The sequence below is a fragment of the Streptomyces sp. NPDC086766 genome, from assembly GCF_044746005.1.
Taxonomy (GTDB): Bacteria; Actinomycetota; Actinomycetes; order Streptomycetales; family Streptomycetaceae; genus Streptomyces.
On record NZ_JBIVBI010000002.1, the window covers coordinates 468,038 to 494,049 of the forward strand.

A 26,012-nucleotide genomic window follows, 5' to 3' on the forward strand; every position below is an offset into this window, starting at 1 on the left:
GCGACATCGCTTGAGGAGGTGGGTCCGGTTCCCGGTACCGACGCAGGGACCGACAACGGCCAGGCGGAGCTGCCCGAGGGCCAGGGCACGGGCGCGGAGTCGACCGCGGAGCGCAGTGCGCGCTTCGAGCGGGACGCGCTCGAATTCCTCGACCAGATGTACTCGGCCGCGCTGCGCATGACGCGCAACCCGGCCGACGCCGAGGACCTGGTGCAGGAGACGTACGCCAAGGCCTACGCGTCCTTCCACCAGTTCCGCGAGGGCACCAACCTCAAGGCGTGGCTGTACCGGATCCTGACCAACACGTTCATCAACTCCTACCGCAAGAAGCAGCGCGAGCCCCAGCGCAGCGCGGCCGAGGAGATCGAGGACTGGCAGCTCGCCCGCGCCGAGTCGCACATGTCGACCGGTCTGCGCTCCGCCGAGTCGCAGGCGCTCGACCACCTTCCCGACTCGGACGTGAAGGAAGCCCTCCAGGCGATCCCCGAGGAATTCCGCATCGCCGTCTATCTCGCGGATGTGGAGGGCTTTGCGTACAAGGAGATCGCGGACATCATGGGGACACCCATCGGTACGGTGATGTCCCGGCTGCACCGGGGCCGCCGGCAACTGCGCGGCATGCTCGAGGACTACGCCCGCGAGCGCGGCCTGGTCCCGGCCGGTGCCGGAGAGTCGAACGAAGCGAAAGGCTCGGGCTCATGAGCTGCGGAGAGCCGCACGAGACGGACTGCAGTGAGGTACTCGACCATCTGTACGAGTTCCTCGACAGTGAGATGCCGGACGTCGATCGCACCAAGTTCGAGCAGCACTTCGAGGAGTGCTCGCCGTGCCTGGAGAAGTACGGCCTGGAGCAGGCCGTGAAGAAGCTGGTCAAGCGGTGCTGCGGCCATGACGACGTGCCCGCCGACCTGCGCGCCAAGGTGATGGGCCGGCTCGACCTGATCCGCTCCGGCCAGGTCGGGCCCGAGCGGGACGTGGCCGCGGCGCCCGTCACTCCCCGGGAGTCCTGACCTCCCCAGCGGCCGCGCTCCCGCCGCCATCACTCGAACGTGCTAATCCGCGGGTTATCTGCCCGCGGACGCCCCCCTGCTGGTCCTAGGCTCGCTGACCGTGGACACGCATGACCGGGGAGGGCGTCATGGAGGCGGTTCCGCCACGAGCCCGTGCGTACGTCGCCTGCGTCGCCCTCGCGGCACTGCTGTGTCTGCTGCCGCTGCCCCTGCTCCGCACGCCCTGGTGGGCGGTCCTCCTGCTCGCGCTGGTGTACGCGGGCTGCGAGGAACTCGCCCGGCGGCGGTTCGGCGGCACCTTCTACCCGGTGCTGCTCGCCGCCGCCTTCCTGCTCCCGCCGCCCGCCGCCGCGCTCGTCCCCCTGCCCGCCGCCGCGCTCGTCCCGGCCGGCCGGCGGCCCGAGGGGCTGCGGCGGACCTGGCGGGCGGCCCAGCTCGCCGTCGCCGTGTGGGCGGCCGCCCGGGTGCACTGGGGGCTCGGCGGCCGGGACGCCGTCGTGCACTCCGACTTCCCCTACGTCCTCCTGCCCGCGGGCGCCGCCGTGCTGGCGTTCTGCCTGGCGCTGACCGTGCTGGACGGCTGCATGCGCGCGCTCGCGGTGGGCGTGGCGCCCGCCCCGCTCGGGCAGCGCGGGGCCGCGCCCGCCCGGCGCGCCTGGAGCGGGCTGTTCCTTCGCTCACTGGCGCCGGTCGGGGTGCACGGACTCGCGGGGCTGATGATGGCCGTGCTGTGGCGCAGCCCGTACGGGCCGGTCGCCGCGCTGCTCGTCCTGCTGCCGATGTGCGTGTCCTGGTGGGTGTACGCGCAGTACCACCGCGAGCGGGCCGCCCACCGGGCGACGATCCGGGCGCTGGTGCAGGCCGTCGACATCAAGGACGGGTACACGCGCGGGCACAGCGAACGGGTCGGCCGGGCCTCCATGATGATCGCGCGCGAGCTGGGGATGGACGACGAGCGCGTCGAGGTGCTCCGCTTCGCCGGGATCCTGCACGACGTGGGCAAGCTGGGCGTCCCCACCCGGCTGCTGCGCAAGGACGGGCCGCTGACCCCCGAGGAGCGGCGGGTGATCGAACTGCATCCTGAGTACGGGCACGAGATGGTCCGGGGGATCTCCTTCCTCGGGGAGGCCCGGTCGGCGATCCTGCACCACCACGAGCGGCTGGACGGCAGCGGCTACCCCTACGGGCTGACGGGCGGCCAGATCCCCGAGTGCGCCCGGGTGGTGGCCGTCGCGGACGCCTTCGACGCGATGACGTCCACCCGCTCCTACCGCAGGGCCCGGCCGGTCGGGGCCGCGCTGCAGGAGCTGAAGCGCTGCGCCGGGGCCCAGTTCGACCCGCGGATGGTCACGGCGCTGGTGCGCGCCCTCGGCAGGCACGGCTGGCACCCGGCGGTCACGGCGGAGGACGACACGCCCGCCGGGGCCCCGGTGCCGCCCGCCCCCGGCCGCCAGGAAGCGCGCCGATGAGGCGGCCGTCCCCGACCGCCCTGATCCGCGGCTGCGCCTTCCTGCTCGCCCTCGTCTCCCTCGCCGTCACCCTCCTCACCGGCCTCCACGAGCGCGGGGCCGCCCTCGCCTTCGGGGCCCTGGTGCTCCTCGGGGAGCTCACCCGGTGGACGGGTGAGGGCGTCCGGGAGGCCGCGCCGCTCGGGGCCGCCGGGGCGCTGTCGTACGCGCTGCTGGGCGAGGACGCCGGCCGGCCCACCCACCACGGCGCCTTCCAGGTGGTCGCGGTCGTGCTCGCCGCCTCGCTGCTCGGCAGCGTTCCGCACATCGCGCGCGGGCACAGCCCGACCCTCGACCACCTGGCTCGGCGCACGCTCACCGTCTCCTTCGCGGCGGTCTGTTTCCAGCCGCTGTACGGCGTGGGAGTCTTCCGGGCGTGGGGCGGCCCGGCGTACGCGCTGGTGCTGCTCGCGCTGCTGGTGCTGAGCGCGCTGTGCGACGCCCTGTTCGCCGCGGCGCTGGCGCACGGCCGTACCCGCTGGCCGTTCGGGCCGCTGCTGCGGGAGGAGCTGCGGGGCCTGCTCGGCATCGGGTCGGCCGTCTGCGCGACCGGCGCGGTGATGGCCCTGGCGGTCGCCGTGGCCGGGCTGTGGGCGCTGCCGGTCTTCTCGCTGCCGCTGCTGCTCACCCAGCTGTCCCTGCGCCGGTACGCCGCCGTGCGCACCACCTACCGGCAGACCATCGCCTCCCTGGCCCGGGCCACCGAGGTCGCCGGGTACACCCCGGCCGGGCACGCCCGGCGCGTCGCCGCGCTCAGCCGGGCCGTCGGGCGGGACCTCGGGCTGGCCGGGCCCGAGCTGACCGTGCTGGAGTACGCGGCGCTGATGCACGACATCGGGCAGCTCAGCCTGGTCGACCCGGTGCCCGCGGGGGCCACCGCCGGGCTGCCCGCCGAGGAGCAGCGGCGCATCGCGCTGCTCGGCGGGGCGGTCGTCCGGCAGACCGGGGTGGACGCGGCGGTCGCGGTCGTGGTGGAGCGGCAGGCGGACCCCTGCCGGGACCAGCCGCTGCCGGCCCGGATCGTGCGGGCGGTGAACGCCTTCGAGGAGAAGGCGCGGGACGCGGGGCCCGGCGGACCGCTCACGGCGCTGGAGGAGCTGCGGCTGGGCACCGCGGGCGACTACGCCCCCGAAGTGGTCGAAGCGCTGGCCCGGGTACTGGCCCGGGACTGTCTGACCTTGCCCGTCCCGGGGTAACCCATGGGTAATGAGCGACCTTCCGACCGTACGTGGTTGGATGCGAAGGAAAGCGTGTCCGGGGGCATGAGCCAGCCCACAGAACGGAACTGGCAGGCGGGAATCGTGAGGATCTTCGGCAAGGGACGGCACCGGCCCTCCGCCTCCTGGCGGCAGGCCACCGACCGGGCTTTCACCCTGATCGGCGACGGTCGGTACGAGGACGCGGGCGCGCTGCTGACGCGCGCCGCCGATCTGGAGCCCTGGCTGTCGGAGTCCTGGTTCAACCTGGCCCTGCTGCACAAGTTCCGGCACGACTGGGAGCAGGCCAGGGCGGCGGGCCTGCGGGCCGTGGCGCTGCTCGAGAAGGAGACCGGGGCGCCCGACTGGTGGAACGTGGGCATCGCCGCCACCGCCCTGCAGGACTGGCCGCTGGCCCGGCGCGCCTGGCAGGCGTACGGGCTCAGGGTCCCCGGCGGCGCGACCGCCGCGGAGGAGCCCGCGGGCATGGAGCTGGGCAGCGCGGCGGTGCGGCTGTCGCCCGAGGGCGAGGCCGAGGTGGTCTGGGGGCGCCGGCTGGATCCGGCCCGGATCGAGGTGCTGTCCATTCCGCTGCCGTCCTCGGGGCGGCGCTGGGGCGAGGTCGTGCTGCACGACGGCGTGCCCCACGGGGAGCGGACCACCGCCGCCGGGCACACCTACCCCGTCTTCGACGAGATCGAGCTGTGGGCGCCCTCGCCGGTGCCGACCTGGGTGGTCCTGCTGGAGGCCGCCACGGAGGCGGACCGGGAGGCCCTGGAGCAGCTCGCCGCCGACGCCGGCTTCGCCGCCGAGGACTGGTCGTCGTCCGTGCGGCTGCTGTGCCGGATGTGCTCGGAGTCACGGATGCCGTCCGACGAGGGCGACGGGGTCCACCTCGACCCGCACGACCACAGTGAGCCGGGGCACCCCGGGCCGCTCGGCCACCGCACCGACGGGCAGCTGTGGGTGCCGGAGCGCGAGTGCGGGATCGCGGCGCCGGCCGCGCTGGTGCGGGGGCTGCTGGACGGGTGGGTGGCCGACAGTCCGGACTCGCGGGACTGGCGGGACCTCGAAGAGGTCTGTTAGCGCACGTCCACCGGAGCGGGAGCGGCCGCGGACCCCTTTAGGCTGTACTGGCAGAGTTTCCCCAGGCTTGCAGGAAGGCACACGTCGGTCATGGCGCAGCAGGACACCGATCAGCAGCACGCGGGCGTGCTCCCCGTCGACGACGAGGGGTTCGTCGTCGACACGGACGACTGCGAGGAGCGCGAGACGGCGTGGCGCGAGCGCGGCACCTCGCGGCCGATCACGGTCGTCGGGAACCCGGTGCTGCACAAGGAGTGCAAGGACGTCACCGAGTTCGGCGAGGAGCTCCAGCAGCTGGTCGCGGACATGTTCGCCAGCCAGCGCACCGCCGAGGGCGTGGGCCTGGCCGCCAACCAGATCGGCGTGGACCTGAAGGTCTTCGTCTACGACTGCCCGGACGACGAGGGCGTGCGGCACGTCGGCGTCGTCTGCAACCCGAAGCTCGTCGAGCTGCCCGCGGAGCGGCGCCGCCTGGACGACAGCAACGAGGGCTGCCTGTCGGTGCCGACCGCCTACGCGCCGCTGGCCCGTCCGGACTACTCCGAGGTCACAGGGCAGGACGAGAAGGGCAACCCGATCCGGGTGCGCGGCACGGGCTACTTCGCCCGCTGCCTGCAGCACGAGACCGACCACCTGTACGGCTACCTCTACATCGACCGGCTCTCCAAGCGCGAACGCAAGGACGCGCTGCGGCAGATGGCGGAGAACGAGCCGCGCTACCCCGTGGTGGCCAACGACTGACGCGGTCGTCGACGACCGGCGAGGTCGTCAACTCCTGAGATACAAACCACCCGTTGAGGTGAACGATTCTTCCCCCGCGACGCCCGGCCGGCCACCGTCGGCCGGGCGTCGCGCGTGCGTGTGCGCGTCGCGCATTCGATCCTTTGTGCGCTTCTGTCGATTCATATTCAGACACACAAGGGGATATTCTCGGCACCCCGGGGAGTGAGTGGGCCAAATCCGTTCCCAGAACGGTCAGTTGTGGTGCTGAATGGGAGTGCGGGGATACGCGACGGCGCGCGCCGGGCACGACGACAGGGGCGGGCGCCACCGGCGGCTGAGAGGGGTTTGTTCGTGCCAGCTTTCCCACACAGCACCACATCGACATCGACTTCTGCAACGGTCGCAGTCCCACCTTCGCTCGCTCTCCCGGTGATCGAGGCCGCGTTTCCCAGGCAACTGCACCCGTATTGGCCCGAACTCCAGGAGAACACCCGGCGTTGGCTGCTCGAAAAGCGGCTCATGCCGGCGGACAAGGTGGCGGAACACGCCGACAGCCTGCGCTACACCGATCTCATGGCGGGGTACTACCTCGGCGCACCCGACGAGGTCCTGCAGGCGATAGCGGACTACAGCGCGTGGTTCTTCGTCTGGGACGACCGTCACGACCGCGACATCGTGCACGGCCGACCGGCCTCCTGGCGGCGGCTCAGGCGCGCGCTGCACGCGGCTCTGGACTCACCCGGAGACCATCTGCACCACCGGGATCCCCTGGTCGCGGCCTTCGCGGACAGTGTGCTGCGGCTGTTCTCGTTCCTGCCCCCGACCTGGAACGCCCGCTTCGGGCGGCACTTCCACGCGGTGATCGAGGCCTACGACCGGGAATTCGTCAACCGCACCGAGGGAATCGTGCCCACGGTCCGGGAGTACCTGGCGCTGCGCCGGCTCACCTTCGCGCACTGGATATGGACCGATCTGCTGGAACCGAGTGTGGGCCTCGAACTCCCGGACGTCGTGCGGAAGAATCCCGCATATCGGCGCCCGGCGCTGCTGAGCCAGGAATTCGCCGCCTGGTACAACGACCTGTGTTCGCTGCCCAAGGAAATAGCGGGCGACGAGGTGCACAATCTCGGAATCAGTCTCGTCAAGCACGAGGGAATGACACTGGAAGAAGCGATCGCGGATCTCAGGCGCCGCGTCGAGCAATGCATCGCGGAATTCCTTGAAGCGGAAGAGGCGGGATTACGGTTCGCCGACGGCCTCGCGGACGGCACGGTGCGGGGAAAGGAACTCGGTGCCGCCGTGCGGGCCTGTCTGGGCAATATGCGGAACTGGTTCAGTTCCGTCTACTGGTTCCACCACGAGTCCGGCCGGTACATGGTCGACAGCTGGGACGACCGGTCCACGCCCCCGTACGTCGACAACGAAGCGGCAGGTGAGAAATGACCGTCGAGTCATCCCCCGAGTTCCCGGCTTCGACCAAGGCGCCGCCCCCCGCGCCGGAAGCCCCGCCCACGACGGCGTCCCCGCTGCGGGAGCCGCCCCTGGCCGGCGGCGCGGTACCGGCCCTCGGCCACGGTCTCGCCCTCGTCCGGGACCCGCTGGCCTTCATGGCCCAGCTGCGCGACCACGGCGACGTCGTCCGGCTCCGGCTCGGCCCGAAGACGGTGTACGCCGTCACCGCGCCCGCCCTCACCGGCGCGCTGGCGCTGAGCCCCGACTACATCATCGCCGGCCCGCTCTGGGAGTCCCTGGAGGACCTGCTCGGCAAGGAGGGCGTGGCCACGGCCAACGGCCCGCTGCACCGGCGCCAGCGTCGCATCATCCAGCCCGCCTTCCGGCTCGACGCCATCCCCGCCTACGGGCCCGTCATGGAGGAGGAGGCGCACGCGCTGGCCCGGCGCTGGAAAGCCGGGGAGACCATCGACTGCACCTCGGAGTCGTTCCGCATCGCGGTGCGGATCGCGGCCCGCTGCCTGCTGCGCGGCGCGTACATGGACGAGCGCGCGGAGCGGTTGTGCGGGGCGCTCGCGACCGTCTTCCGCGGCATGTACCGGCGGATGGTGGTCCCGCTCGGGCCGCTGTACCGGCTCCCGCTGCCGGCCAACCGCGAATTCAACCGCGCACTGGCCGATCTGCATCTCCTGGTCGACGAGATCGTCGCCGAGCGCCGCGCGTCCGGTCAAAAGCCGGACGATTTGCTGACGGCATTGCTTGAGGCGAAGGACGAGAATGGTGAGCCCATCGGGGAGCAGGAGATCCACGACCAGGTGGTCGCGATACTCACCCCGGGCAGTGAAACCGTTGCGTCCACGATCATGTGGCTGCTGCAGGTGCTCGCGGAACACCCGGAACACGCCGACCGGATCCGCGCCGAGGTCGAATCCGCGACCGGCGGTCGACCGGTCGGATTCGACGACGTCCGCAGGCTCACCCACACCAACAATGTCATCGTCGAGACGATGCGTTTGCGGCCGGCCGTCTGGATTTTGACGCGGCGGGCGGTCACGGACACGGAACTCGGTGGCTATCGCATTCCGGCCGGAGCGGACATCGTGTACAGCCCGTACGCGATCCAGCGCGATCCGCGCTCGTATGCCGACAACCTGGAGTTCGACCCCGACCGGTGGCTTCCGGAACGCTCCAAGGACGTGCCGAAGTACGCCATGAGTCCGTTCAGCGTGGGCAACCGCAAGTGCCCCAGCGACCACTTCTCCATGGCGCTGCTGAGTCTCGTCACGGCCGTGGTGGCGACCCGGTTCCGCCTCGAGCAGGTCCCCGGGTCGAGCGACGCGACCCGGGTGGGCATCACACTGCGCCCCAACCGGCTGATGGTGAGGGCCCTGCCGCGGTGACCGTGCCGCGGTGCCGCCGGGAGTCCCCGGAGGCACCGCGGCACCGGGAAGGAGGCCGGGTCCTCAGCCGGCGCCCACCGAGGGGATCAGAAGTCCTCGTCCAGGTCGACGGTGCCCTCCACCGCCACCTGGTACGCGGAGGGGCGCCGCTCGAAGAAGTTGGTCAGCTCCTGAACGCCCTGCAGCTCCATGAACGAGAAGGGGTTCTCCGAGCCGTACACCGGAGCGAAGCCGAGGCGGGTCAGGCGCTGGTCGGCGACGCACTCCAGGTACTGCCGCATGGAGTCGGTGTTCATGCCCGGGAGGCCGTCACCGCACAGGTCGCGCGCGAACTGCAGCTCGGCCTCGACGGCCTCCCGGAGCATGTCGGTGACCTGACGGCGCAGCGCGTCGTCGAACAGCTCCGGCTCCTCCTTGCGGACGGTGTCGACGACGTCGAAGGCGAAGGACATGTGCATCGTCTCGTCGCGGAAAACCCAGTTGGTGCCGGTCGCCAGGCCGTGCAGCAGACCCCGGCTGCGGAACCAGTAGACGTACGCGAAGGCGCCGTAGAAGAACAGGCCCTCGATGCACGCCGCGAAGCAGATCAGGTTGAGCAGGAAGCGGCGTCGGTCGGCCTTGGTCTCCAGGCGCTCCAGCTTCTCGACCTCGTTGATCCACTTGAAGCAGAACCCGGCCTTCTCCCGGATGGAGGGGATGTTCTCCACGGCCGCGAACGCGGCGGAGCGGTCGTCCGGATCGGGCAGGTAGGTGTCCAGCAGCGTCAGGTAGAACTGGACGTGCACGGCCTCCTCGAAGAGCTGCCGGCTCAGATAGAGCCGCGCCTCGGGGGAGTTGATGTGCTTGTAGAGGGTCAGCACCAGGTTGTTCGCCACGATCGAGTCGCCGGTCGCGAAGAAGGCGACCAGACGGCCGATCAGGTGCTGCTCACCGGGCGTCAGCCGGGCGAGGTCGGCGACGTCCGAGTGGAGGTCGACCTCCTCCACGGTCCAGGTGTTCTTGATGGCGTCCCGGTAGCGCTCGTAGAAGTCCGGGTAGCGCATCGGGCGGAGCGTCAGCTCGAAACCGGGGTCGAGCAGGTTCTGGGATCGGGCGGTGCTGGGCATCACTGGCAGGCCTCGCAGGACTCGGGGTTCTCCAGGGAGCAGGCCACGGCGTCCGCGGGGGCCGGCTGCTGGACGGGGACGGGGGCCTGCGCCCGGGCGGCGCGGGCGATCCGGGTCGCCGGACGGGAGCGCAGGTAGTACGTCGTCTTCAGGCCCTGCTTCCAGGCGTAGGCGTACATCGAGGAGAGCTTGCCGATGGTCGGCGTCTCCATGAACAGGTTCAGCGACTGGGACTGGTCCAGGAACGGGGTCCGGGCGGCGGCCATGTCGATCAGGCCGCGCTGCGGGATCTCCCACGCCGTGCGGTACAGCTTCCGCATGTCCTCGGGGATCCAGCCGAACTCCTGCACCGAGCCGCCGGAGTCGCGCAGTGCCTCCCGGGTGCGCGCGTCCCACACCCCGAGCTCCTTGAGGTCCCGCACCAGATAGGAGTTGACCTGGAGGAACTCGCCGGACAGCGTCTCGCGCTTGAAGAGGTTGGAGACCTGCGGCTCGATGCACTCGTAGACACCGGCGATCGACGCGATGGTCGCGGTCGGCGCGATGGCCAGCAGCAGCGCGTTGCGCATGCCGACGGAGGCGATCCGCTCGCGCAGGGCCGCCCAGCGCTCCGGCCAGTTGAGCTCGACGTCGAAGTGGTCGGGGTGCAGGACACCCCTGGCGGTACGGGTCTTCTCCCAGGCCGGCAGCGGGCCGACGGGGGTCCCCCCTGCACCGGAGCTTGTCGTAGGTGCTTGGGGGCGCTCGGCGAGGTCGGCGGAGGCCTCGTACGCGGCGAGCATGACGCGCTCGGCGATACGGGTGGACAGCCGCCGGGCCTCCGGCGAGTCGAAGGGCAGGCGCAGCTTGAAGAAGACGTCCTGCAGCCCCATCGCGCCGAGGCCCACCGGGCGCCACCGGGCGTTGGACCTGCCCGCCTGCTCGGTCGGGTAGAAGTTGATGTCGACGACGCGGTCGAGGAAGGTGACGGCGGTGCGGACGGTCTCGTCCAGCCGCTCCCAGTCGATGCCGCCGTCCGTGACGAAGGCTCCCAGGTTGATCGAGCCCAGGTTGCAGACCGCCGTCTCCCCGTCGTCGGTGACCTCCAGGATCTCCGTGCACAGGTTGGAGGAGTGGACGACGTGGCCCGGCTCGGCCGTCTGGTTGGCGGTGCGGTTGGCGGCGTCCTTGAAGGTCATCCAGCCGTTGCCGGTCTGCGCGAGGGTGCGCATCATCCGGCCGTACAGGTCCCGGGCGGGCAGCGTCCGGCGCGCCAGCCCCGCCTCCTCCGCCCTGCGGTAGGCCGCGTCGAACTCCTCGCCCCACAGGTCGACCAGCTCCGGCACGTCGGCCGGGGAGAAGAGCGACCACTGCCCGTCCGCGTCGACCCGGCGCATGAACTCGTCCGGGATCCAGTGGGCGAGGTTCAGGTTGTGCGTACGGCGGGCGTCCTCGCCGGTGTTGTCGCGCAGCTCCAGGAACTCCTCGATGTCGGAGTGCCAGGTCTCCAGGTAGACGGCGGCCGCGCCCTTGCGCCGGCCGCCCTGGTTCACGGCGGCGACCGAGGCGTCCAGGGTCTTCAGGAACGGCACGATGCCGTTGGAGTGCCCGTTGGTGCCGCGGATGAGGGAACCGCGCGAGCGGATGCGGGAGTAGGCGATGCCGATGCCGCCGGCGTGCTTGGAGAGCCGGGCGACCTGGTGGTAGCGGTCGTAGATGGAGTCCAGCTCGTCCTTGGGGGAGTCGAGCAGGTAGCAGGACGACATCTGGGGGTGCCGGGTACCGGAGTTGAAGAGGGTGGGCGAGGACGGCAGGTAGTCGAGGCGGCTCATCAGGCCGTAGAGCGCGGCGACTTCGTCGGCGGACCGGGTGGTCGCGTCCTCCGCCAGACCGGCGGCGACGCGCAGCAGGAAGTGCTGGGGCGTCTCGATCACCTCGCGGGTGATCGGGTGCCGGAGCAGATAGCGGCTGTGCAGGGTGCGCAGGCCGAAGTAGCCGAAGCGGTCGTCGGCCCGCGGGTCGGCCAGCGCGTCGAGCCGCTCGGCGTGCCGGCGTACGAACTCGGCGGTCCGGTCGGCGATCAGGCCCTCGCGGTGGCCGACGGCGATGGACTCGGTGAAGCGGGTGACGCCCTGCCCGGCGGCCTCGGCGCGGATGCCGATGGCCAGCAGCCGGGCGGCCAGCCGGGAGTAGGCCGGGTCCTCGGAGATGAGACCGGCGGCCGCCTCGGTGGCCAGCTCGCGCAGTTCGGCCTCGTCGGCGCGCGCCGACCGTCCGCGCAGCGCGGCGGCGGCGACGCGGCCGGGGTCGGCGTCGGGGAGATCGGCGGTCAGCCCGGTCAGGGTGCGCAGCAGCGCGGCACCGGGGCCGTCGGTGTCGGTCTCGGCCGGTGTCGCAGAGGCCGGATCGGCCGGCGCGATGGTCACGTGGGGCTCTCCCTCGCTCGCACGGGGGCCTCGCCGAGGGCAGGGGGCAGCACACGAGCGCACGGGGCGTCGCGTCCACCGGCCCATTCCACGAGGCCCGGACGTCAGGGCACCCGGACCGGACGGCCGGGCGCGCTGTCGGCAGGTCCTCGGACTGACGCGAGCGCGGGGCCGTCTGTGGACGGACACGCACAAGTACACCGTTGCGGGACAGTTCCGGATTCGCACCGGATTCCCCTGCGGCGACAGCGAGCATGAGCATACATCTTGTGCCGGGCCGCGACGCCACCCCCAGATGTAGTGCCACCGCCGTGTCAGAGCGTCAACTCGTAGGTGAGGAGAGTGAGGGCGGCGACGCCGGTACGGCAACGGGCCGCCGGATTGCTCCGGCGGCCCGTGGGGTGTGCGAGGCGGTTCAGTGCGAGGCGCCTGCCGTGGCCGGCGGGAGCTCCACCTCGACGCCCGGGTCGCCCGCGTCCGCCGTGTAGTCCTCCGGCTTGGTCTCGTCGACGCCCTCCGGCGCCTTGACGGCCTTCAGGACGAAGGTCAGGACCACCGTGACCACCACGTTGAGCACGAACGCGGTCAGGCCGATGTAGCCGATCTCGCCGATGCCGGGGATCTCCGCGGCGGAGCCGCCGAAGTGCTTCTGCGTCGGCGAGGCGACCCCGTAGGCCGCGGCGGTGCCGTAGACCATGCCGACCGCCCAGCCGGCGAGCAGCGCCCAGCGGTGGAACCAGCGTGTGAACAGGCCGCCGACCAGGGCCGGGAAGGTCTGCAGGATCCAGATGCCGCCGAGCAGCTGGAAGTTGATCGCCACGGTCTTGTCCATCGTCAGGACGAAGACCAGGGCGCCCACCTTCACCAGCAGCGAGACCAGCTTGGAGACCTTGGTCTCCTGCGCGGGCGTCGCGTCCCGCTTGATGAAGTCCTTGTAGATGTTGCGGGTGAACAGGTTCGCGGCCGCGATGGACATGATGGCCGCCGGCACCAGCGCGCCGATGCCGATCGCCGCGAAGGCCACACCGGCGAACCAGTCGGGGAACATCTGGTCGAACAGGGCCGGGATGGCCAACTGGCCGTTCTGCACCTTCACGCCCGCCGCGATCGCCATGAAGCCGAGCAGGGCCAGCAGACCCAGCATCAGCGAGTACAGCGGCAGGATCGTGGTGTTGCGGCGGATCACGTCACGGCTGCGCGAGGACAGCGTCGCGGTGATCGAGTGCGGGTACATGAACAGCGCGAGCGCGGAGCCCAGCGCCAGCGTGGCGTACGTCCACTGGCCCGCCTCGGGGGGAGCCAGCGCGCCCCGCGGCTTGCCGGTCGCCGGGTTGGTCTGCGCGAAGGCGTCACCCGCCTTGGCGAAGATCTGGTCGAACCCGCCCAGCTTGATCGGGATGTAGATGATGGCCACCGCGATGACGATGTAGATCAGCGCGTCCTTCACGAACGCGATCAGCGCGGGCGCGCGCAGCCCCGACGAGTAGGTGTACGCCGCCAGCACACCGAACGCGATCAGCAGTGGCAGGTCCTTCACGAACACGTTGGAGGACGCGTCGCCGCCGAGACCCATCACGTCCAGGACGGCCTGGATGCCGACCAGTTGGAGCGCGATGTACGGCATGGTCGCCAGCAGACCGGTGAGCGCCACGGCCAGCGACAGGCCCTTGGAGCCGAAGCGGCCGCGGACGAAGTCCGAGGTGGTGACGTACCCGTGCTTGTGCGACACCGACCACAGACGCGGCAGGAAGGTGAAGATGAGCGGGTAGACGAGGATCGTGTACGGCACGGCGAAGAAGCCGGCCGCGCCCGCCGCGTAGATCGCCGCCGGGACGGCCACGAAGGTGTACGCGGTGTACAGGTCGCCGCCCAGCAGGAACCAGGTGATCCAGGTGCCGAACGACCGGCCGCCCAGACCCCATTCGTCGAGGCTGTGGGCGTTGTCCGCCTTGCGCCAGCGCGCGGCGACGAAGCCCATGACCGTCACGAGCAGGAAGAAGAAGACGAAGACGCCGAGTTCGACGCCGTGAACTCCGTTGTTCATTCCGAGGCACCTCCGTCCTGGGTGCGGGCGGCGGCGCGGGCGCGCTGGTCACGCCGCCACAGCTGGTAGGCGGTCATGGTCAGCGCGGTGGAGATGATCACCCACAGCATCTGGTACCAGTAGAAGAACGGGATGCCGGCGAAGGCCGGGTCCGTCTTGGCGTATGACCCCACCCACAGCAGCGCCACGAAGGGCGCGAGGAGACAGAGGGCGATGACGACCCGGACGGGTGTCACCACCGCTCTGCTGACATCGGGGGAATCGGACATATTTGCGGCTCCACTCTCTGTCACCTGGCTATGCGCGGCAATCTAGCCACGGCGTCCGGAAAGCGAAAAGGTCTTTCCGCATAACAGTTCGGCAGCGTGAGCAACCGTGGCGTGGAAACGGTCGTCGCAGGTCAGGGCATGTGCACAATCGCACACACCCGACTGCCGAGTGGGCCCCTTGTCGTGGGCATGAGTCCGTCCTGACGGGGTACACGAACGGGCCGGCCGTCCGGTTCAGTCCTGCGGCCGCTTGAGTCGCGCGACGAACTTGTAGCGGTCGCCGCGGTAGACCGACCGCACCCACTCCACCGGGTTGCCCTGCCGGTCCAGCGAGTGCCGGGAGAGCATCAGCATGGGCAGGCCCACGTCGGTGCCGAGCAGTCCCGCCTCGCGCGGAGTGGCCAGCGAGGTCTCGATGGTCTCCTCGGCTTCGGCGAGGTGGACGTCGTAGACCTCGGCGAGGGCCGTGTAGAGGGACGTGTACTTCACCAGGCTGCGCCGCAGGGCGGGGAAGCGCTTGGCCGACAGGTGTGTGGTCTCGATGGCCATCGGCTCGCCGTTGGCCATGCGCAGGCGCTCGATGCGCAGCACCCGTCCGCCGGCCGTTATGTCGAGCAGTTCGGCGAGCCGGTCGTCGGCGGTGATGTACCCGATGTCCAGCAGTTGCGAGGTCGGTTCCAGGCCCTGGGCGCGCATGTCCTCGGTGTAGGAGGTGAGTTGCAGCGCCTGGGAGACCTTCGGCTTGGCGACGAAGGTGCCCTTGCCCTGGATGCGCTCGAGGCGGCCCTCGACGACCAGTTCCTGCAGGGCCTGGCGCACGGTCGTGCGCGAGGTGTCGAACTCGGCCGCCAGCGTCCGCTCCGGGGGGACCGGCGTGCCGGGCGGGAGCGTGTCCGTCATGTCGAGCAGGTGCTTCTTCAGGCGGTAGTACTTGGGCACGCGCGCGGTACGGACGGTCGTCCCACCCTCGTTCTCCGCACTGCTGACGTCGGTGCTCATGCTCCGCCTTCCCGGCTCCAGTGCCGAAGCGGCCGACCCGCTGATCGGCCGCGGCTCACATCGTGGCACGGCTTCGCGCGCCGGGGGGCCACCCGTACGCTCCGTGATCTCCTCTGTATACCGCCGTGACCCCTGCTGGTCTAGTCCATAGCGGGTCCGGGACGCGTGGTCCAGGCGGACCGGGGGGCGGGGACGCCCGCGCGGACGCCGATGGTCCGGGGGAGTCGGGCCGTCCGTTTCTGCCGGACGAGCAATGAAAGGTCCCTGCATATCGCGGTCCCGTAACGGACGGCGGGAGCCCGTCGGAACACCCTTGACAGCCCTATTGGTCTGGGCCAAGCTCCCCGTACTGGTCTACACCACTGGTCCAGGTCCCGGCCCCGAGGGCGGTTGCGCTGACGCTCGAACCGCGGGGAGGCAGGGGGGTTTGTGGCATCCCTGAGGAGGGTGGCGTGAAGCGCAAGCTGGTTGCCGCGATCGGTATCGCGGGCATGATGGTCTCCATCGCGGCGTGCGGGAGCGATGACGGCACGGGGTCGGGCAAGGGCGGCGCGGACGCCAAGGAGCTGACCGTCTGGCTCACCGTGGACGCGCAGAACAACTGGCCGGAGCTGGTGAAGGCCGCCGACGCCGCGGTGCAGAAGAAGCACCCCGGCCTGAGGATCAAGCACGAGTACTACGGCTGGCCGGACAAGAACACCAAGCTCGACGCCGTCCTCGCCACCGACAAGGCCCCCGACGTGGTCGAGATGGGCAACACCGAGATGCTCGGCTACATGGTCAAGGGCGCCTTCGCCCCCGTCGACCCGGCGAAGTTCACGGGCTCCGCCGCCTGGCTCGACGGCCTGAAGGCCTCGGTGACCTACGACGGCAAGACCTACGGCGTCCCCTACTACGCCGGCGGCCGCGTCGCCAACTGGCGCAAGGACGTGTTCGCCGCGGCGGGCGTGAAGTCCGTGCCGAAGACCTACCAGGACCTCACCGCCGCCCTGGACAAGGTGCAGAAGAAGCAGGGCGGCAAGTTCAGCGCCTGGTACCAGCCCACCCGCGACTGGTACGCGGCCATGTCCTTCGTCTACGACGCCGGCGGCTCCATAGCGAAGGAGGAGGGCGGCACCTGGAAGGCCGGTCTCTCCTCGCCCGAGTCCCTCAAGGGCCTCACCGAGTTCAAGAACGTCGTCGACAGGTACATGCACGGCGACAAGACCAAGGACGAGTCCGACCGCTACATCGTCTACGGTCAGGGCAGGTCCGGCATGATCTTCGGCGCCGCCTGGGAGGGCGCGACCGCGGCCGACCCGAAGAACGACAAGACCGGCAAGCTCAAGGACAACCTCGAGAACTTCGTGATGCCCGGCCCGTCCGGCAAGAACATGCCGGTCTTCCTGGGCGGTTCCGACCTCGCCGTCCCGGTGAAGTCCAGGGCGCAGGACCTCGCCGCCGAGTGGATCAACGCCTTCACCGGCCCGTCGGGCCAGAAGGGCCTGATCGGGAAGGGCAACCTGCCCAACAACAAGACCGACCTCGCGACCCTGAAGAACGACCCCGCGACCGCCGTCCCCGCCACCGCGGCCGAGTCCAACTGGTTCGTCCCCATGGCCCCGGGCTGGGGCCAGGTCGAGAAGGCCCAGGTCCTGCAGACCATGCTGCAGAACATCGGCACCGGCAAGAAGTCGGTCGAGGCCGCCGCCAAGGAGGCGGACGCCGCGATCGACAAGGTCATCAACACCAAGTGACCGGGCGCGGGGCCCCGCCGTCGGGCGGGGCCCCGCTTCTCGTACGACCGGGCCCCATACGACCGGGCCCCATACGACCGAGCCTCGTACGACCCCGTCCCGTACGCCCGTGAGGGACCGCTGAGGAGCGCGCGATGAGTGCCGCAGACACCACCACCCCCGCCAAGGCGCCGCCGCCGCGCCAGGCGCCACCGCCCGCCCCGGACCGGCCGCGCAGACCGCGCACCGCGGGCGGCGCCGCGACGCCCTGGCTGCTGCTCGCGCCCTGTCTGCTGATCCTGGCCCTGGTCATGGCCTATCCGCTGGTGCGGCTGGTCACCCTGTCCGTGCAGAAGTTCGGCCAGCCCCAGCTGTGGGGCTTCCAGCCGGCCGAGTGGGTCGGGTTCGCCAACTTCGCGGCCGTGCTGGGCGACGGCGCGTTCTGGGCGGTCGTGCTGCGCACGGTCGTCTTCGCCGGCGGCTGCGTGGTCCTCACCATGGTCTCCGGCATGGTGATCGCGCTCCTGCTGCAACGGGTGTCGGGCTGGCTGAAGACCCTGATCAACATCGTGCTGGTGGCGAGCTGGGGCATGCCGGTCATCGTGGCCACCACCGTCTTCAAGTGGCTCTTCGACTCGGACTACGGCGTCCTCAACGCACTGCTCAGCAGGCTGCCCGGGGTCGACATGATCGGCCACAACTGGTTCGCGAGCGGGCCGCAGGGCCTGGCCGTGATCATGCTGCTGGTGGTCTGGGGGGCCGTGCCCTTCGTCGTCGTCACGCTGAGCGCGGGTCTCACGCAGGTGCCCAGGGAGCTGGAGGAGGCCGCGCGGCTGGACGGGGCGAGCTCGTGGGGCGTCTTCCGCTACGTCACCCTGCCGGTCCTCAAGCCGATCGTGGTGATGCTGACGACCCTGTCGGTGATCTGGGACATGGGCGTCTTCCCCCAGGTGTTCGTGATGCGGGGCGGCCATCCCGAGGCGGAGTTCCAGGTCCTCAACACCTACTCCTACGACCGCGCCTTCGTCGTCAACGACTACGCGCAGGGCTCGGCGATCGCCCTCGTCACCGTCCTGCTGCTGCTCGGGGTGGTCGCCGTCTACATGCGCCAGATGCTGAAGATCGGAGAGGTCGAATGAGCGGGACGACCACCCTCACGTCCCCCGGGCGCCGAAGGCCGAGGCTCGGCTGGAACCTGCTCGGCCTGCTCGTCTTCGTCACCGCGGGCTTCCCCCTGTACTGGATGCTCGACACGGCGTTCAAGCCGGCCAAGGACGCCATCGACCCCGAGCCGAGCCTGCTGCCCACCGGCCTCACCCTCGGCAACTTCCGCCGGGCGCTGGACATCGCCGACTTCTGGGGCCCGGTCGGCCGCAGCCTGGTCGTGTCGCTGACGGTCGTGGTGATCGGCATGGCGGTCGGGATGCTGGCCGCGCTCGCCATCTCCCGCTTCGCCTTCCGCGGCCGCAGAATCGTGATCGTGGGCATCCTGGCGGTCCAGATGGTCCCGCTGGTCGCCATGATCATCCCGGTCTTCCTGCTGCTCAACGACCTGGAGCAGTACGACAGGCTCACCGGCCTCATCATCACGTACCTGACCTTCATCCTCCCCTTCACGGTGTGGACCCTGCGCGGCTTCATCGTCAACGTCCCCCGGGAGCTGGAGGAGGCCGCCATGGTCGACGGCTGCTCCCGCACCGGCGCCTTCGTCCGGGTGGTCTTCCCGCTCCTCGCCCCCGGCATGGTCGCCACCTCGGTCTACGGTTTCATCCAGGCCTGGAACGAGTACCTGTACGCCCTGATGCTGATGAGCCAGGAGCACCAGACCGCCACCGTCTGGCTCGGCAACTTCACCACCAAGCACGGCACCGAATACGCCCCGATGATGGCCGGAGCCACGATGATGGCCGTACCGATCGTCGTCCTGTTCCTCCTCGTCCAGCGCAAGATGGCCGCGGGCCTGACCGCGGGCGCCGTGAAGGGATAACGCCACCCGATGACGACATTCGCCAGGGGTACCGACACCCTCACGCGCGACGCGCTGACGGTCCTCCAGCCCGGCTTCACCGGGACCACCGCCCCCGACTGGCTGCTGCGGCGGCTGGGGGAGGGCCTCGCCTCGGTCGGCCTGTTCGGCCGCAACATCGCCTCGCCCGCGCAACTGGCCGCGCTCACCGCCCAGCTGCGCGCCGAGCGGGACGACGTACTGGTCGCCATCGACGAGGAGGGCGGCGACGTCACCCGCCTGGAGGCGCGCACGGGTTCCAGCTTCCCCGGCAACCACGCGCTCGGCGCCGTGGACGACGTGGAGCTGACGCGCTCGGTCGCCCTCGAACTCGGCCACCGCCTTGCCGCCTGCGGCGTCAACCTCAACTGGGCGCCCTCCGCCGACGTGAACTCCGACCCGGCCAACCCCGTCATCGGCGTCCGCTCCTTCGGCGCCGACCCCGAACTGGTCGCCCGGCACACCGCCGCCTACGTCACCGGACTGCAGTCCGCGGGGGTCGCCGCCTGCACCAAGCACTTCCCCGGGCACGGCGACACCGCGGTCGACTCCCACCACGCGCTGCCGCGCATCGACGTCGGGGACGCGGTGCTCCGGGCGCGGGAACTGGTCCCGTTCCGCGCGGCGATCGCCGCGGGCACCAAGGCCGTGATGAGCGCGCACATCCTGCTCCCCGCCCTGGACCCGGACCACCCCGCGACCCTGTCCCGCGCGGTCCTGACCGAACTGCTGCGCGGCGAGCTGGGCTACGACGGCCTGATCGTCACCGACGGCATGGAGATGCGGGCCGTCTCCGCCACCTACGGCATGGAGCGGGGCAGCGTCCTCGCCGTCGCGGCCGGCGCCGACGCGATCTGCGTGGGCGGCGGTCTGGCGGACGACGAGACGGTACGGCGCCTGCGGGACGCCCTGGTCACGGCGGTCCGCGCCGGTGAACTCCCCGAGGAACGGCTCGCGGACGCGGCGGACCGGGTGCGCGGCCTGGCGCGCTGGACGGCGGCCCGGCCCGGCGCGGCGCGGAACGCCGCCGAGCAAGAGGTCGGCCTGCGGGCGGCCCGCCGCGCCCTGCGGGTCACCGGCGGGGCGGACTTCACCCCGCTCACCGAACCGCCCTACGTCGTCGCCCTCACCCCGGTCGCCAACATCGCCGTCGGCGACGAGACCCCGTGGGGCGTGGCCGCGGAACTCCGCCGGCTCCTGCCCGGGACGCAGACGGGCACCTTCGCGGAGGGGGAGGCCGCACGCGCGGCCCTGGACGCGGCCGGAAGCCGCCGGGTGGTCGCCGTCGTCCGCGACGAGCACCGCCACCCGTGGATGGCCGCAGTCCTCGACACCCTGCTCGCGGCCCGCCCCGACACGATCGTCGTCGAGATGGGCGTCCCCCGGGCGGCCCCCCGGGGCGCCCTCCACCTCGCCACCCACGGCGCGGCCCGCGTCTGCGGCCGAGCGGCGGCAGAGGTGATCGCGGGGACGGAGGGCTAGAGCCCTCTTCAGAAGGCCCGCCGCGTCGGACACGGGCGCGGACGGCCCGTAGGACGAAGGTGCCGGCCACCCCCGACGGGACGGCCGGCGCCTTCGTCTCGCCCTGCGCCGCCGTCCGGGACGCCGGGCCGGGCGGCGGCGCGATCGGCGGGGATCAGAGGCCCTGCCACCGGGGCTTGTCGGCGTAGGTGTGCCGGAAGTAGTCGGCGAGCTTCAGCTCGGCGGCGGCGGCCTCGTCGACGACGACCGTGACGTGCGGGTGGAGCTGGAGCGCCGACGCCGGGCACACGGCGGCGACCGGGCCCTCGACGGTCGCGGCGACGGCGTCCGCCTTGCCCTCGCCCGTGGCCAGCAGCACCAGGTGCCGCGCCTCCAGGATCGTCCCGATGCCCTGCGTGATCACGTGGTGGGGCACCTGGTCGACGTCACCGTCGAAGAAGCGCGCGTTGTCGGCCCGGGTCTGCTCGGTCAGGGTCTTGATCCGGGTCCGGGAGGCGAGCGACGAGCACGGCTCGTTGAACCCGATGTGCCCGTCCGTCCCGATGCCGAGCAGCTGGAGGTCCACCCCGCCGGCCTCGGCCAGCGCCCGGTCGTACGCCGCGCACGCCGCCGGCACGTCCTCGGCTGTGCCGTCGGGGCCCAGGAAGCCCTCCATCGTGATCCCGAGCGGCTCCAGCACCTCGCGCCGCAGGACGGAGCGGTAGGACTCCGGGTGGTCGGCGGGCAGCCCCACGTACTCGTCGAGCTGCGCGATCCGTGCCCGGGAGGTGTCCACGGCGCCGGCGCGCACCTTGGCCGCCAGGGCCTCGTAGACGGGCAGCGGCGTCGAGCCCGTGGCCACGCCGAGCAGGGCGTCGGGCCTGCGCCTGAGCAGCTGCGCCATGGCCTCGGCGATGAGCTCGCCGCCCGCCGCGGCGTCGGGAACGATGACAACTTCCACGCTGGGCCTGCCGATCTGAGAAGGCTGAGGAGAGGGACAGGGGAGGGACGGGGCCCGGTGGGGAGGGCCGCGTCAGGGACCATGTGGTTTAGACCAATCTAACAGAGTGGACCGCGCCCGGGTCGGCGTATCGCGGGGCACGCCGACCCCTTCACGTTTCTCTAGCGGCCGCTATAAAATGCGCGCCATGGTGAGCTGTGGCGAGGACGCCGGGGTGCGGGGCGGACCCGCTTCCAGACCCCGTGGCCGCCCGCGCTCCTTCGACCGCGAGACCGCGCTGCAGAAGGCGGTCCTCGCCTTCTGGGAGCACGGGTACGAGGCCACCTCCGTCTCCGACCTCACCCGGGCCATGGGCATCGGCACCCCGAGTCTGTACGCCGCCTTCGGCGACAAGCGGGCGCTCTTCGCGGAGGCCGTGCGCGCCTACGCCGAGCGGTACGGCTCGTTCGGCGACCGCGCCCTCGCCGAGGAGCCCACCGCCCGTGCCGCCGTCGCACGGACGCTGCGGGAGGCCGCCGCCGCGTACACCGCCCCCGGCCGCCCGCGCGGCTGCCTCGTCGTCCACGCGGCGACCAACTGCACGACCCCGGAGGTGGCGGAATCCCTGCGTGAGCGGCGCAACGCGTCCATCGCCGCCTTCGAGCGCCGTATGGAGGCGGGGGTGGCCGCGGGGGAGCTGCCCGCGGCCACCGACGTCGGCTCGCTGGCCCGGTACGTCGGCGCGGTCGTCCAGGGCATGTCCCAGCAGGCGCGCGACGGCGCGTCCCGCGAGGAACTGGAGGCCCTCGCCGAAATTGCCATGGCCATCTGGCCCCGTGGATGAGCCGGGCGGGCTAGGCTGCGGGGTGGATGCGGACGCCCGACGGCGTCCGCTCGGTTGGCCGACCCGGCTCGCACCGGAGCGGCGGACCGGCGAAAACACCGATGAACGTCTTCCTGCTCATGGACATGCCGAAGTGGTCTAGTCCAGAATGCGGGAAGAGACGTGAACAGCGAACGCGCGCGGCACCGCCCGCGCGCCACAGGTGAACGCACGAACCTCCGTCCTCCCCGCACAGGAGGACGGACCGAGGAACCGGTGCTCTCTGCCCTGACTGCCCCGGCTCCTCATCCTTCGGCCGACCGGGACCGCACACCCCGCGGCCGATGTTGCTCCGGGCTGCGGTGCCGGGAGGGTTGAGGGTCCCTCTCAGGCGCCGCGGCCCGCGGGTGTCTTCGGGGCCGTTCGGCCCCGCCGGCGCGAGCGGCCGATTTCGAACGGTGGCCGAACACCCAGGTACGCTCGCAGACGTGCCCTCCATGAACGAACTCGTACGCCAGCACACCGCTCTCGACGACTCCGACCTCGAGTGGCTCCACCTGCTGGTCTCGGAGTGGCAACTGCTCTCCGACCTCTCCTTCGCCGACCTGGTCCTGTGGGTCCCCACCCGCGACGGCACCCGGTACGTCTCCGTCGCGCAGATGCGGCCCAACACCGGCCCGACCTCGTACCAGGACGACATGGTGGGCCACCTCGTCCCGCGCGGCCGCCGCCCCCTGCTGGACGCCGCGCTCGACGAGGGCCGGATCGTGCGCGAGGGCGACCCGGAGTGGCGCGAGGAGGTCCCCGTGCGGGTCGAGTCGATCCCCGTCCGGCGGGAGGGGCGGGTCCTGGGCGTCATCGCGCGCAACACCAACCTGCTCACCGTGCGCACCCCGAGCCGGCTGGAGCTGACCTATCTGCAGAGCGCCTCCGACCTCGCGCAGATGATCGCCGCGGGTTCCTTCCCGTTCCCCGACCAGCAGGTCGACATGGACGCCTCACCGCGCGTCGGCGACGGGCTGATCCGGCTCGACGCGGACGGCACCGTCCAGTACGCCTCGCCGAACGCGCTGTCCGCCTACCACCGCCTCGGCCTCGCCGCCGACCTCGTCGGCCACCACCTCGGCCGGACCACCGCCGAACTCGCCCCGTCCCGGGCCCCGGTGGACGAGGCGCTCGTCAAGCTGGCCAGCGGCTGGGCGCCCCGCGAGTTCGAGATCGAGGCCCACGACGGCGTGATCCAGTTCCGGGCGATCCCGCTCAAGCCCAAGGGGACGCGGATCGGTTCGCTGGTGCTGCTGCGGGACGTCACCGAGCTGCGCCGCCGCGAACGGGAGCTGATCACCAAGGACGCGACCATCCGGGAGATCCACCACCGGGTCAAGAACAACCTGCAGACGGTGGCGGCCCTGCTCCGCCTCCAGGCCCGGCGGATCGAGTCCGAGCGCGGCCGGGAGGCCCTCGAGGAGGCGGTGCGCCGGGTCGGGTCGATCGCGATCGTGCACGAGACGCTGTCGCAGAACCTGGACGAGCGGGTGGAGTTCGACGAGATCGCCGACCGGGTGCTGTCGATGGTCGCCGAGATCTCGCCGGGCAAGGTCACCGGCCGGCGCAGCGGCCGCTTCGGAATCCTGGACGCCGAGGTCGCGACCCCGCTGTCGATGGTGCTGACCGAAGTGCTGCAGAACGCCCTGGAGCACGGCTTCCGGCAGGGCGAGACCGGCACGGTGGAGGTCTCCGCGGTCCGTGGCGGCACCTCGCGCGAGGCCCGCCTGCTCGTCACCGTGCAGGACGACGGGGTCGGACTGCCGGAGGGCTTCGACCCGCACCGCTCCGGCAACCTCGGTCTGCAGATCGTCCGCACCCTGGTCGAGGGCGAGTTGGGCGGCACCTTCGACATGGTCCCGGCCCCGGAGCGCGGCACGCGCGTGATCCTGGACATCCCGGTGGCCCAGAAGTAGCGGGCGTGGTCCGGGAGGAGGGCGCCTCGCCCGGGAGCAGCGAGCCCACCCGGAAGCAGTGCGCCCGGCCCGGAAGCGTTGCGCCGCACGGGAGTTGGGGCCGGCCGCGGCCGGCCCACGCGCGGCACGGCGTCCGCGTGACCGGCCCCGCACAGCAGAAAGCCCCGGACCGCGATGCGGTCCGGGGCCAATGCTCGCTGTTGTGTCAAGCGCGGGGATACTGCGCGCTGCGGCTCGGGGGCGGGAGATGCGTGCGTGCTGCACGCGCCGCCAAGCTCAGGCTGTCAGCGGGGTGGCGTGGGTCAGGCGGAGGCCTGACGGGCCCGGTTGCGGGCGGCGCGGCGCTTCATGGCGCGGCGCTCGTCCTCGCTGAGACCACCCCAGACGCCGGAGTCCTGACCGGACTCGAGCGCCCACTGCAGGCACTGCTCGATAACCGGGCAGCGACGGCAGACGGCCTTGGCTTCCTCGATCTGCAGCAGCGCAGGACCGGTGTTGCCGATGGGGAAGAAGAGCTCGGGGTCTTCCTCGCGGCAAACGGCGTTGTGACGCCAGTCCATGGCTGCTACCTCTCCTTGGTATTACGTGCGGGTTGCTTGTGAATGTGAACGCTTTCACGAATCCCTCAACAAGTGAAGGGCCGACCGTCAGGTCTCCCTGGCGTGGTCCTGTGGATTGAAGAGGGGTTCCGGTGATCTCTGGGGCCCGTGTGGTGGGCCGCCCCGATCGCCACGTAGAGACTCGCAAACCTCAGCGGCGGATACAACCCCTTCCGGAAAGTTTTTTTTGATTCCTCGGTGTCGACTAGGTCACAGCCGTACTTCCATGGGGTGGATCCTGGCCTAAACGTTCGAGTGAAAGGACTTTGGCCTCTTCCGCTCACACAATCACACGCAGTGCACGGCGTACGCCTGTGAACGTCACGCTCGTGCGCAGCCCCAGGTGGTCACCGTCCATCTGCAGGGGCAGCGGCACCTTCGAATGCAAGGTGAACGCGCTCAGATCGTGCAGCGAGACCGCATGCTTTCCATGCGGTCCCCGCTCCGGGGACGAAGTGAGCAACTGGGTTCCATACCGGGCAACCGCGGCCGTGGACAGACGGCTGAGCCCGAGTACGTCGAGGCCCGTGTCGAACGAGGCCTTAGGCGACGTGTACATGGGGCGATTGCCGAGATACGTCCAGGGCGACGTGTTCGCGACTATGGCCACCACCAGATCGGAGACCGGGTCCTGGCCGGGCCGCTCCAGCGTGATGCGGCCGTGCCGGCGGTTCGGCTCGCCGAGGAACTGGCGGACCACCTGCCGCACGTACAGGGCGTGCGTCGACTTCCTGCCGCGCTCCCGCTGCTGTTCCACCCGTCCCACGACGCCCGCGTCGAAACCGAGCCCGGCGGTGAAGGTGAACCAGCGCGCCGGGACCTCCGCGTCCGGCGTGCCCGGCGTCCCCGAGGCGAGGCCCAGGCCGATCGTGCGTTCGCCGCCGGTGGCGAGCGCGTCCAGCAGGGCGCCGGTCGCCTCCACGGCGTCGTTCGGCAGGCCCAGGGCGCGCGCGAAGACGTTGGTGGAGCCGCCGGGGACCACGGCGAGGCGGGGCAGGTGCTCCGGGTCGGGGCCCCGGTGGAGCAGACCGTTCACGACCTCGTTGACGGTGCCGTCGCCGCCGAGGGCCACGACCAGATCGATGTCGTCGCTGTCCGCGGCCTGCCGGCCCAGGTCGCGGGCGTGGCCGCGGTACTCGGTGGTGACCGCCTCCAGCTTCATCTCGCTGGCCAGCGCGTGGATCAGCACATCGCGCGTACGTGCGCTTGTGGTGGTTGCCGCCGGATTGGCCACGAGAAGTGCACGCATGGGGTGCAGCGTACCTACTGCCTGGTACCCGGCCCAGGGCGAGGTAGGGATCGGGTAAGAG

General features: G+C 71.2%; 22 protein-coding genes and 1 riboswitch. Of the genes, 14 read left to right on the plus strand and 8 right to left on the minus strand.

Going from position 1 to position 26,012, the window contains the following annotated elements; all coding sequences use genetic code 11:
* Nucleotides 1-18 precede the first annotated feature (18 nt).
* The 8 genes from sigR (at nt 19) to ACIPM1_RS05285 (ending at nt 8,375) form a co-directional block, all read left to right on the plus strand.
* The gene (sigR, locus tag ACIPM1_RS05250; protein ID WP_356185974.1) at nt 19-702 is read left to right on the plus strand and encodes an RNA polymerase sigma factor SigR; all 684 of its coding nucleotides are present in this window, start codon (nt 19-21) and stop codon (nt 700-702) included.
* Nucleotides 699-1,010 (plus strand): mycothiol system anti-sigma-R factor, encoded by a 312-nt coding sequence (rsrA, locus tag ACIPM1_RS05255; RefSeq protein ID WP_402429127.1) that lies wholly within the window; start codon nt 699-701, stop codon nt 1,008-1,010. The genes sigR and rsrA overlap by 4 nt, the downstream gene beginning before the upstream one ends.
* 128 nt (nt 1,011-1,138) lie before the next feature.
* Complete coding sequence (locus tag ACIPM1_RS05260; protein WP_402429424.1) at nt 1,139-2,479, plus strand: HD-GYP domain-containing protein; 1,341 nt, start codon at nt 1,139-1,141, stop codon at nt 2,477-2,479.
* Nucleotides 2,476-3,714, plus strand: coding sequence for an HD-GYP domain-containing protein (locus ACIPM1_RS05265; protein WP_402429130.1), 1,239 nt, complete (start codon nt 2,476-2,478; stop codon nt 3,712-3,714). Before ACIPM1_RS05260 ends, ACIPM1_RS05265 begins: the two co-directional genes overlap by 4 nt.
* Before the next feature lie 105 nt (nt 3,715-3,819).
* A complete protein-coding gene (locus ACIPM1_RS05270; protein ID WP_356186137.1) occupies nt 3,820-4,800 on the plus strand; it encodes a hypothetical protein in 981 nt (326 codons plus the stop codon).
* Nucleotides 4,801-4,890: 90 nt separating this feature from the next.
* Nucleotides 4,891-5,541, plus strand: coding sequence for a peptide deformylase (def, locus tag ACIPM1_RS05275; protein ID WP_356185983.1), 651 nt, complete (start codon nt 4,891-4,893; stop codon nt 5,539-5,541).
* A gap of 333 nt (nt 5,542-5,874) precedes the next feature.
* The gene (cyc1, locus tag ACIPM1_RS05280; protein ID WP_402429133.1) at nt 5,875-6,966 is read left to right on the plus strand and encodes an epi-isozizaene synthase; all 1,092 of its coding nucleotides are present in this window, start codon (nt 5,875-5,877) and stop codon (nt 6,964-6,966) included.
* A complete protein-coding gene (locus ACIPM1_RS05285) occupies nt 6,963-8,375 on the plus strand; it encodes a cytochrome P450 (RefSeq protein WP_402429136.1) in 1,413 nt (470 codons plus the stop codon). Before cyc1 ends, ACIPM1_RS05285 begins: the two co-directional genes overlap by 4 nt.
* Before the next feature lie 86 nt (nt 8,376-8,461).
* Here ACIPM1_RS05285 and ACIPM1_RS05290 read toward each other — a convergent pair whose 3' ends face one another.
* From ACIPM1_RS05290 to ACIPM1_RS05310, 5 genes are all read right to left on the minus strand, one after another.
* Nucleotides 8,462-9,481 carry a ribonucleotide-diphosphate reductase subunit beta gene (locus ACIPM1_RS05290; RefSeq protein WP_402429139.1) on the minus strand — a complete coding sequence of 340 codons (1,020 nt, stop codon included), beginning with the start codon at nt 9,479-9,481 and terminating at the stop codon, nt 8,462-8,464.
* The gene (locus tag ACIPM1_RS05295) at nt 9,481-11,886 is read right to left on the minus strand and encodes a ribonucleoside-diphosphate reductase subunit alpha (protein WP_402429142.1); all 2,406 of its coding nucleotides are present in this window, start codon (nt 11,884-11,886) and stop codon (nt 9,481-9,483) included. The genes ACIPM1_RS05290 and ACIPM1_RS05295 overlap by 1 nt, the downstream gene beginning before the upstream one ends.
* A gap of 144 nt (nt 11,887-12,030) precedes the next feature.
* A riboswitch (cobalamin riboswitch) is annotated at nt 12,031-12,123 on the minus strand.
* A 178-nt stretch (nt 12,124-12,301) separates the two neighbouring features.
* Nucleotides 12,302-13,930 carry a monocarboxylate uptake permease MctP gene (gene mctP / locus ACIPM1_RS05300; RefSeq protein ID WP_402429145.1) on the minus strand — a complete coding sequence of 543 codons (1,629 nt, stop codon included), beginning with the start codon at nt 13,928-13,930 and terminating at the stop codon, nt 12,302-12,304.
* Nucleotides 13,927-14,199, minus strand: a complete 273-nt coding sequence (locus tag ACIPM1_RS05305) for a DUF3311 domain-containing protein (RefSeq protein ID WP_402429148.1) — start codon at nt 14,197-14,199, stop codon at nt 13,927-13,929. Before ACIPM1_RS05305 ends, mctP begins: the two co-directional genes overlap by 4 nt.
* Before the next feature lie 234 nt (nt 14,200-14,433).
* Complete coding sequence (locus tag ACIPM1_RS05310) at nt 14,434-15,198, minus strand: GntR family transcriptional regulator (protein ID WP_402429151.1); 765 nt, start codon at nt 15,196-15,198, stop codon at nt 14,434-14,436.
* 452 nt (nt 15,199-15,650) lie between these two features.
* Here ACIPM1_RS05310 and ACIPM1_RS05315 point away from each other — a divergent pair, with 452 nt between their 5' ends.
* From ACIPM1_RS05315 to ACIPM1_RS05330, 4 genes are all read left to right on the plus strand, one after another.
* Nucleotides 15,651-16,934, plus strand: a complete 1,284-nt coding sequence (locus tag ACIPM1_RS05315; RefSeq protein ID WP_402429155.1) for an extracellular solute-binding protein — start codon at nt 15,651-15,653, stop codon at nt 16,932-16,934.
* A 134-nt stretch (nt 16,935-17,068) separates the two neighbouring features.
* Entirely contained in the window at nt 17,069-18,052 is a 984-nt protein-coding gene (locus ACIPM1_RS05320; protein WP_402429158.1) for a carbohydrate ABC transporter permease, read from the plus strand.
* Nucleotides 18,049-18,900 (plus strand): carbohydrate ABC transporter permease, encoded by an 852-nt coding sequence (locus tag ACIPM1_RS05325; RefSeq protein ID WP_402429161.1) that lies wholly within the window; start codon nt 18,049-18,051, stop codon nt 18,898-18,900. Before ACIPM1_RS05320 ends, ACIPM1_RS05325 begins: the two co-directional genes overlap by 4 nt.
* A gap of 9 nt (nt 18,901-18,909) precedes the next feature.
* Complete coding sequence (locus ACIPM1_RS05330; RefSeq protein WP_402429164.1) at nt 18,910-20,400, plus strand: glycoside hydrolase family 3 protein; 1,491 nt, start codon at nt 18,910-18,912, stop codon at nt 20,398-20,400.
* A 154-nt stretch (nt 20,401-20,554) separates the two neighbouring features.
* On the opposite strand, the gene nagB is transcribed toward ACIPM1_RS05330, so the two are convergent.
* The gene (gene nagB, locus ACIPM1_RS05335) at nt 20,555-21,340 is read right to left on the minus strand and encodes a glucosamine-6-phosphate deaminase (RefSeq protein ID WP_356186017.1); all 786 of its coding nucleotides are present in this window, start codon (nt 21,338-21,340) and stop codon (nt 20,555-20,557) included.
* Nucleotides 21,341-21,527: 187 nt separating this feature from the next.
* On the opposite strand from nagB, the gene ACIPM1_RS05340 reads away from it, so the two are divergent.
* Together ACIPM1_RS05340 and ACIPM1_RS05345 are read left to right on the plus strand one after the other, a co-directional pair.
* Nucleotides 21,528-22,163 (plus strand): TetR/AcrR family transcriptional regulator, encoded by a 636-nt coding sequence (locus ACIPM1_RS05340; RefSeq protein WP_402429167.1) that lies wholly within the window; start codon nt 21,528-21,530, stop codon nt 22,161-22,163.
* Nucleotides 22,164-22,639: 476 nt separating this feature from the next.
* The gene (locus ACIPM1_RS05345) at nt 22,640-24,103 is read left to right on the plus strand and encodes a sensor histidine kinase (protein ID WP_402429427.1); all 1,464 of its coding nucleotides are present in this window, start codon (nt 22,640-22,642) and stop codon (nt 24,101-24,103) included.
* 302 nt (nt 24,104-24,405) lie between these two features.
* On the opposite strand, the gene ACIPM1_RS05350 is transcribed toward ACIPM1_RS05345, so the two are convergent.
* On the minus strand, nt 24,406-24,663 hold the full coding sequence (locus ACIPM1_RS05350) for a WhiB family transcriptional regulator (RefSeq protein ID WP_003992873.1): 258 nt from the start codon (nt 24,661-24,663) through the stop codon (nt 24,406-24,408).
* Between the two features lie 319 nt (nt 24,664-24,982).
* The gene (locus ACIPM1_RS05355; protein ID WP_356186023.1) at nt 24,983-25,951 is read right to left on the minus strand and encodes a diacylglycerol kinase family protein; all 969 of its coding nucleotides are present in this window, start codon (nt 25,949-25,951) and stop codon (nt 24,983-24,985) included.
* Between the last annotated feature and the right edge of the window lie 61 nt (nt 25,952-26,012).

What these genes read in the sequence shown, in the direction of transcription:
- rsrA (WP_402429127.1), top strand. Translation starts at nt 699, where the DNA reads ATGAGCTGCGGAGAGCCGCACGAGACGGACTGCAGTGAGGTACTCGAC.
- ACIPM1_RS05260 (WP_402429424.1), top strand. Translation starts at nt 1,139, where the DNA reads ATGGAGGCGGTTCCGCCACGAGCCCGTGCGTACGTCGCCTGCGTCGCC.
- ACIPM1_RS05265 (WP_402429130.1), top strand. Translation starts at nt 2,476, where the DNA reads ATGAGGCGGCCGTCCCCGACCGCCCTGATCCGCGGCTGCGCCTTCCTG.
- def (WP_356185983.1), top strand. Translation starts at nt 4,891, where the DNA reads ATGGCGCAGCAGGACACCGATCAGCAGCACGCGGGCGTGCTCCCCGTC.
- ACIPM1_RS05285 (WP_402429136.1), top strand. Translation starts at nt 6,963, where the DNA reads ATGACCGTCGAGTCATCCCCCGAGTTCCCGGCTTCGACCAAGGCGCCG.
- ACIPM1_RS05290 (WP_402429139.1), bottom strand. Translation starts at nt 9,481, where the DNA reads ATGCCCAGCACCGCCCGATCCCAGAACCTGCTCGACCCCGGTTTCGAG.
- mctP (WP_402429145.1), bottom strand. Translation starts at nt 13,930, where the DNA reads ATGAACAACGGAGTTCACGGCGTCGAACTCGGCGTCTTCGTCTTCTTC.
- ACIPM1_RS05305 (WP_402429148.1), bottom strand. Translation starts at nt 14,199, where the DNA reads ATGTCCGATTCCCCCGATGTCAGCAGAGCGGTGGTGACACCCGTCCGG.
- ACIPM1_RS05310 (WP_402429151.1), bottom strand. Translation starts at nt 15,198, where the DNA reads ATGAGCACCGACGTCAGCAGTGCGGAGAACGAGGGTGGGACGACCGTC.
- ACIPM1_RS05320 (WP_402429158.1), top strand. Translation starts at nt 17,069, where the DNA reads ATGAGTGCCGCAGACACCACCACCCCCGCCAAGGCGCCGCCGCCGCGC.
- ACIPM1_RS05325 (WP_402429161.1), top strand. Translation starts at nt 18,049, where the DNA reads ATGAGCGGGACGACCACCCTCACGTCCCCCGGGCGCCGAAGGCCGAGG.
- ACIPM1_RS05330 (WP_402429164.1), top strand. Translation starts at nt 18,910, where the DNA reads ATGACGACATTCGCCAGGGGTACCGACACCCTCACGCGCGACGCGCTG.
- ACIPM1_RS05340 (WP_402429167.1), top strand. Translation starts at nt 21,528, where the DNA reads ATGGTGAGCTGTGGCGAGGACGCCGGGGTGCGGGGCGGACCCGCTTCC.
- ACIPM1_RS05345 (WP_402429427.1), top strand. Translation starts at nt 22,640, where the DNA reads ATGAACGAACTCGTACGCCAGCACACCGCTCTCGACGACTCCGACCTC.
- ACIPM1_RS05350 (WP_003992873.1), bottom strand. Translation starts at nt 24,663, where the DNA reads ATGGACTGGCGTCACAACGCCGTTTGCCGCGAGGAAGACCCCGAGCTC.
- ACIPM1_RS05355 (WP_356186023.1), bottom strand. Translation starts at nt 25,951, where the DNA reads ATGCGTGCACTTCTCGTGGCCAATCCGGCGGCAACCACCACAAGCGCA.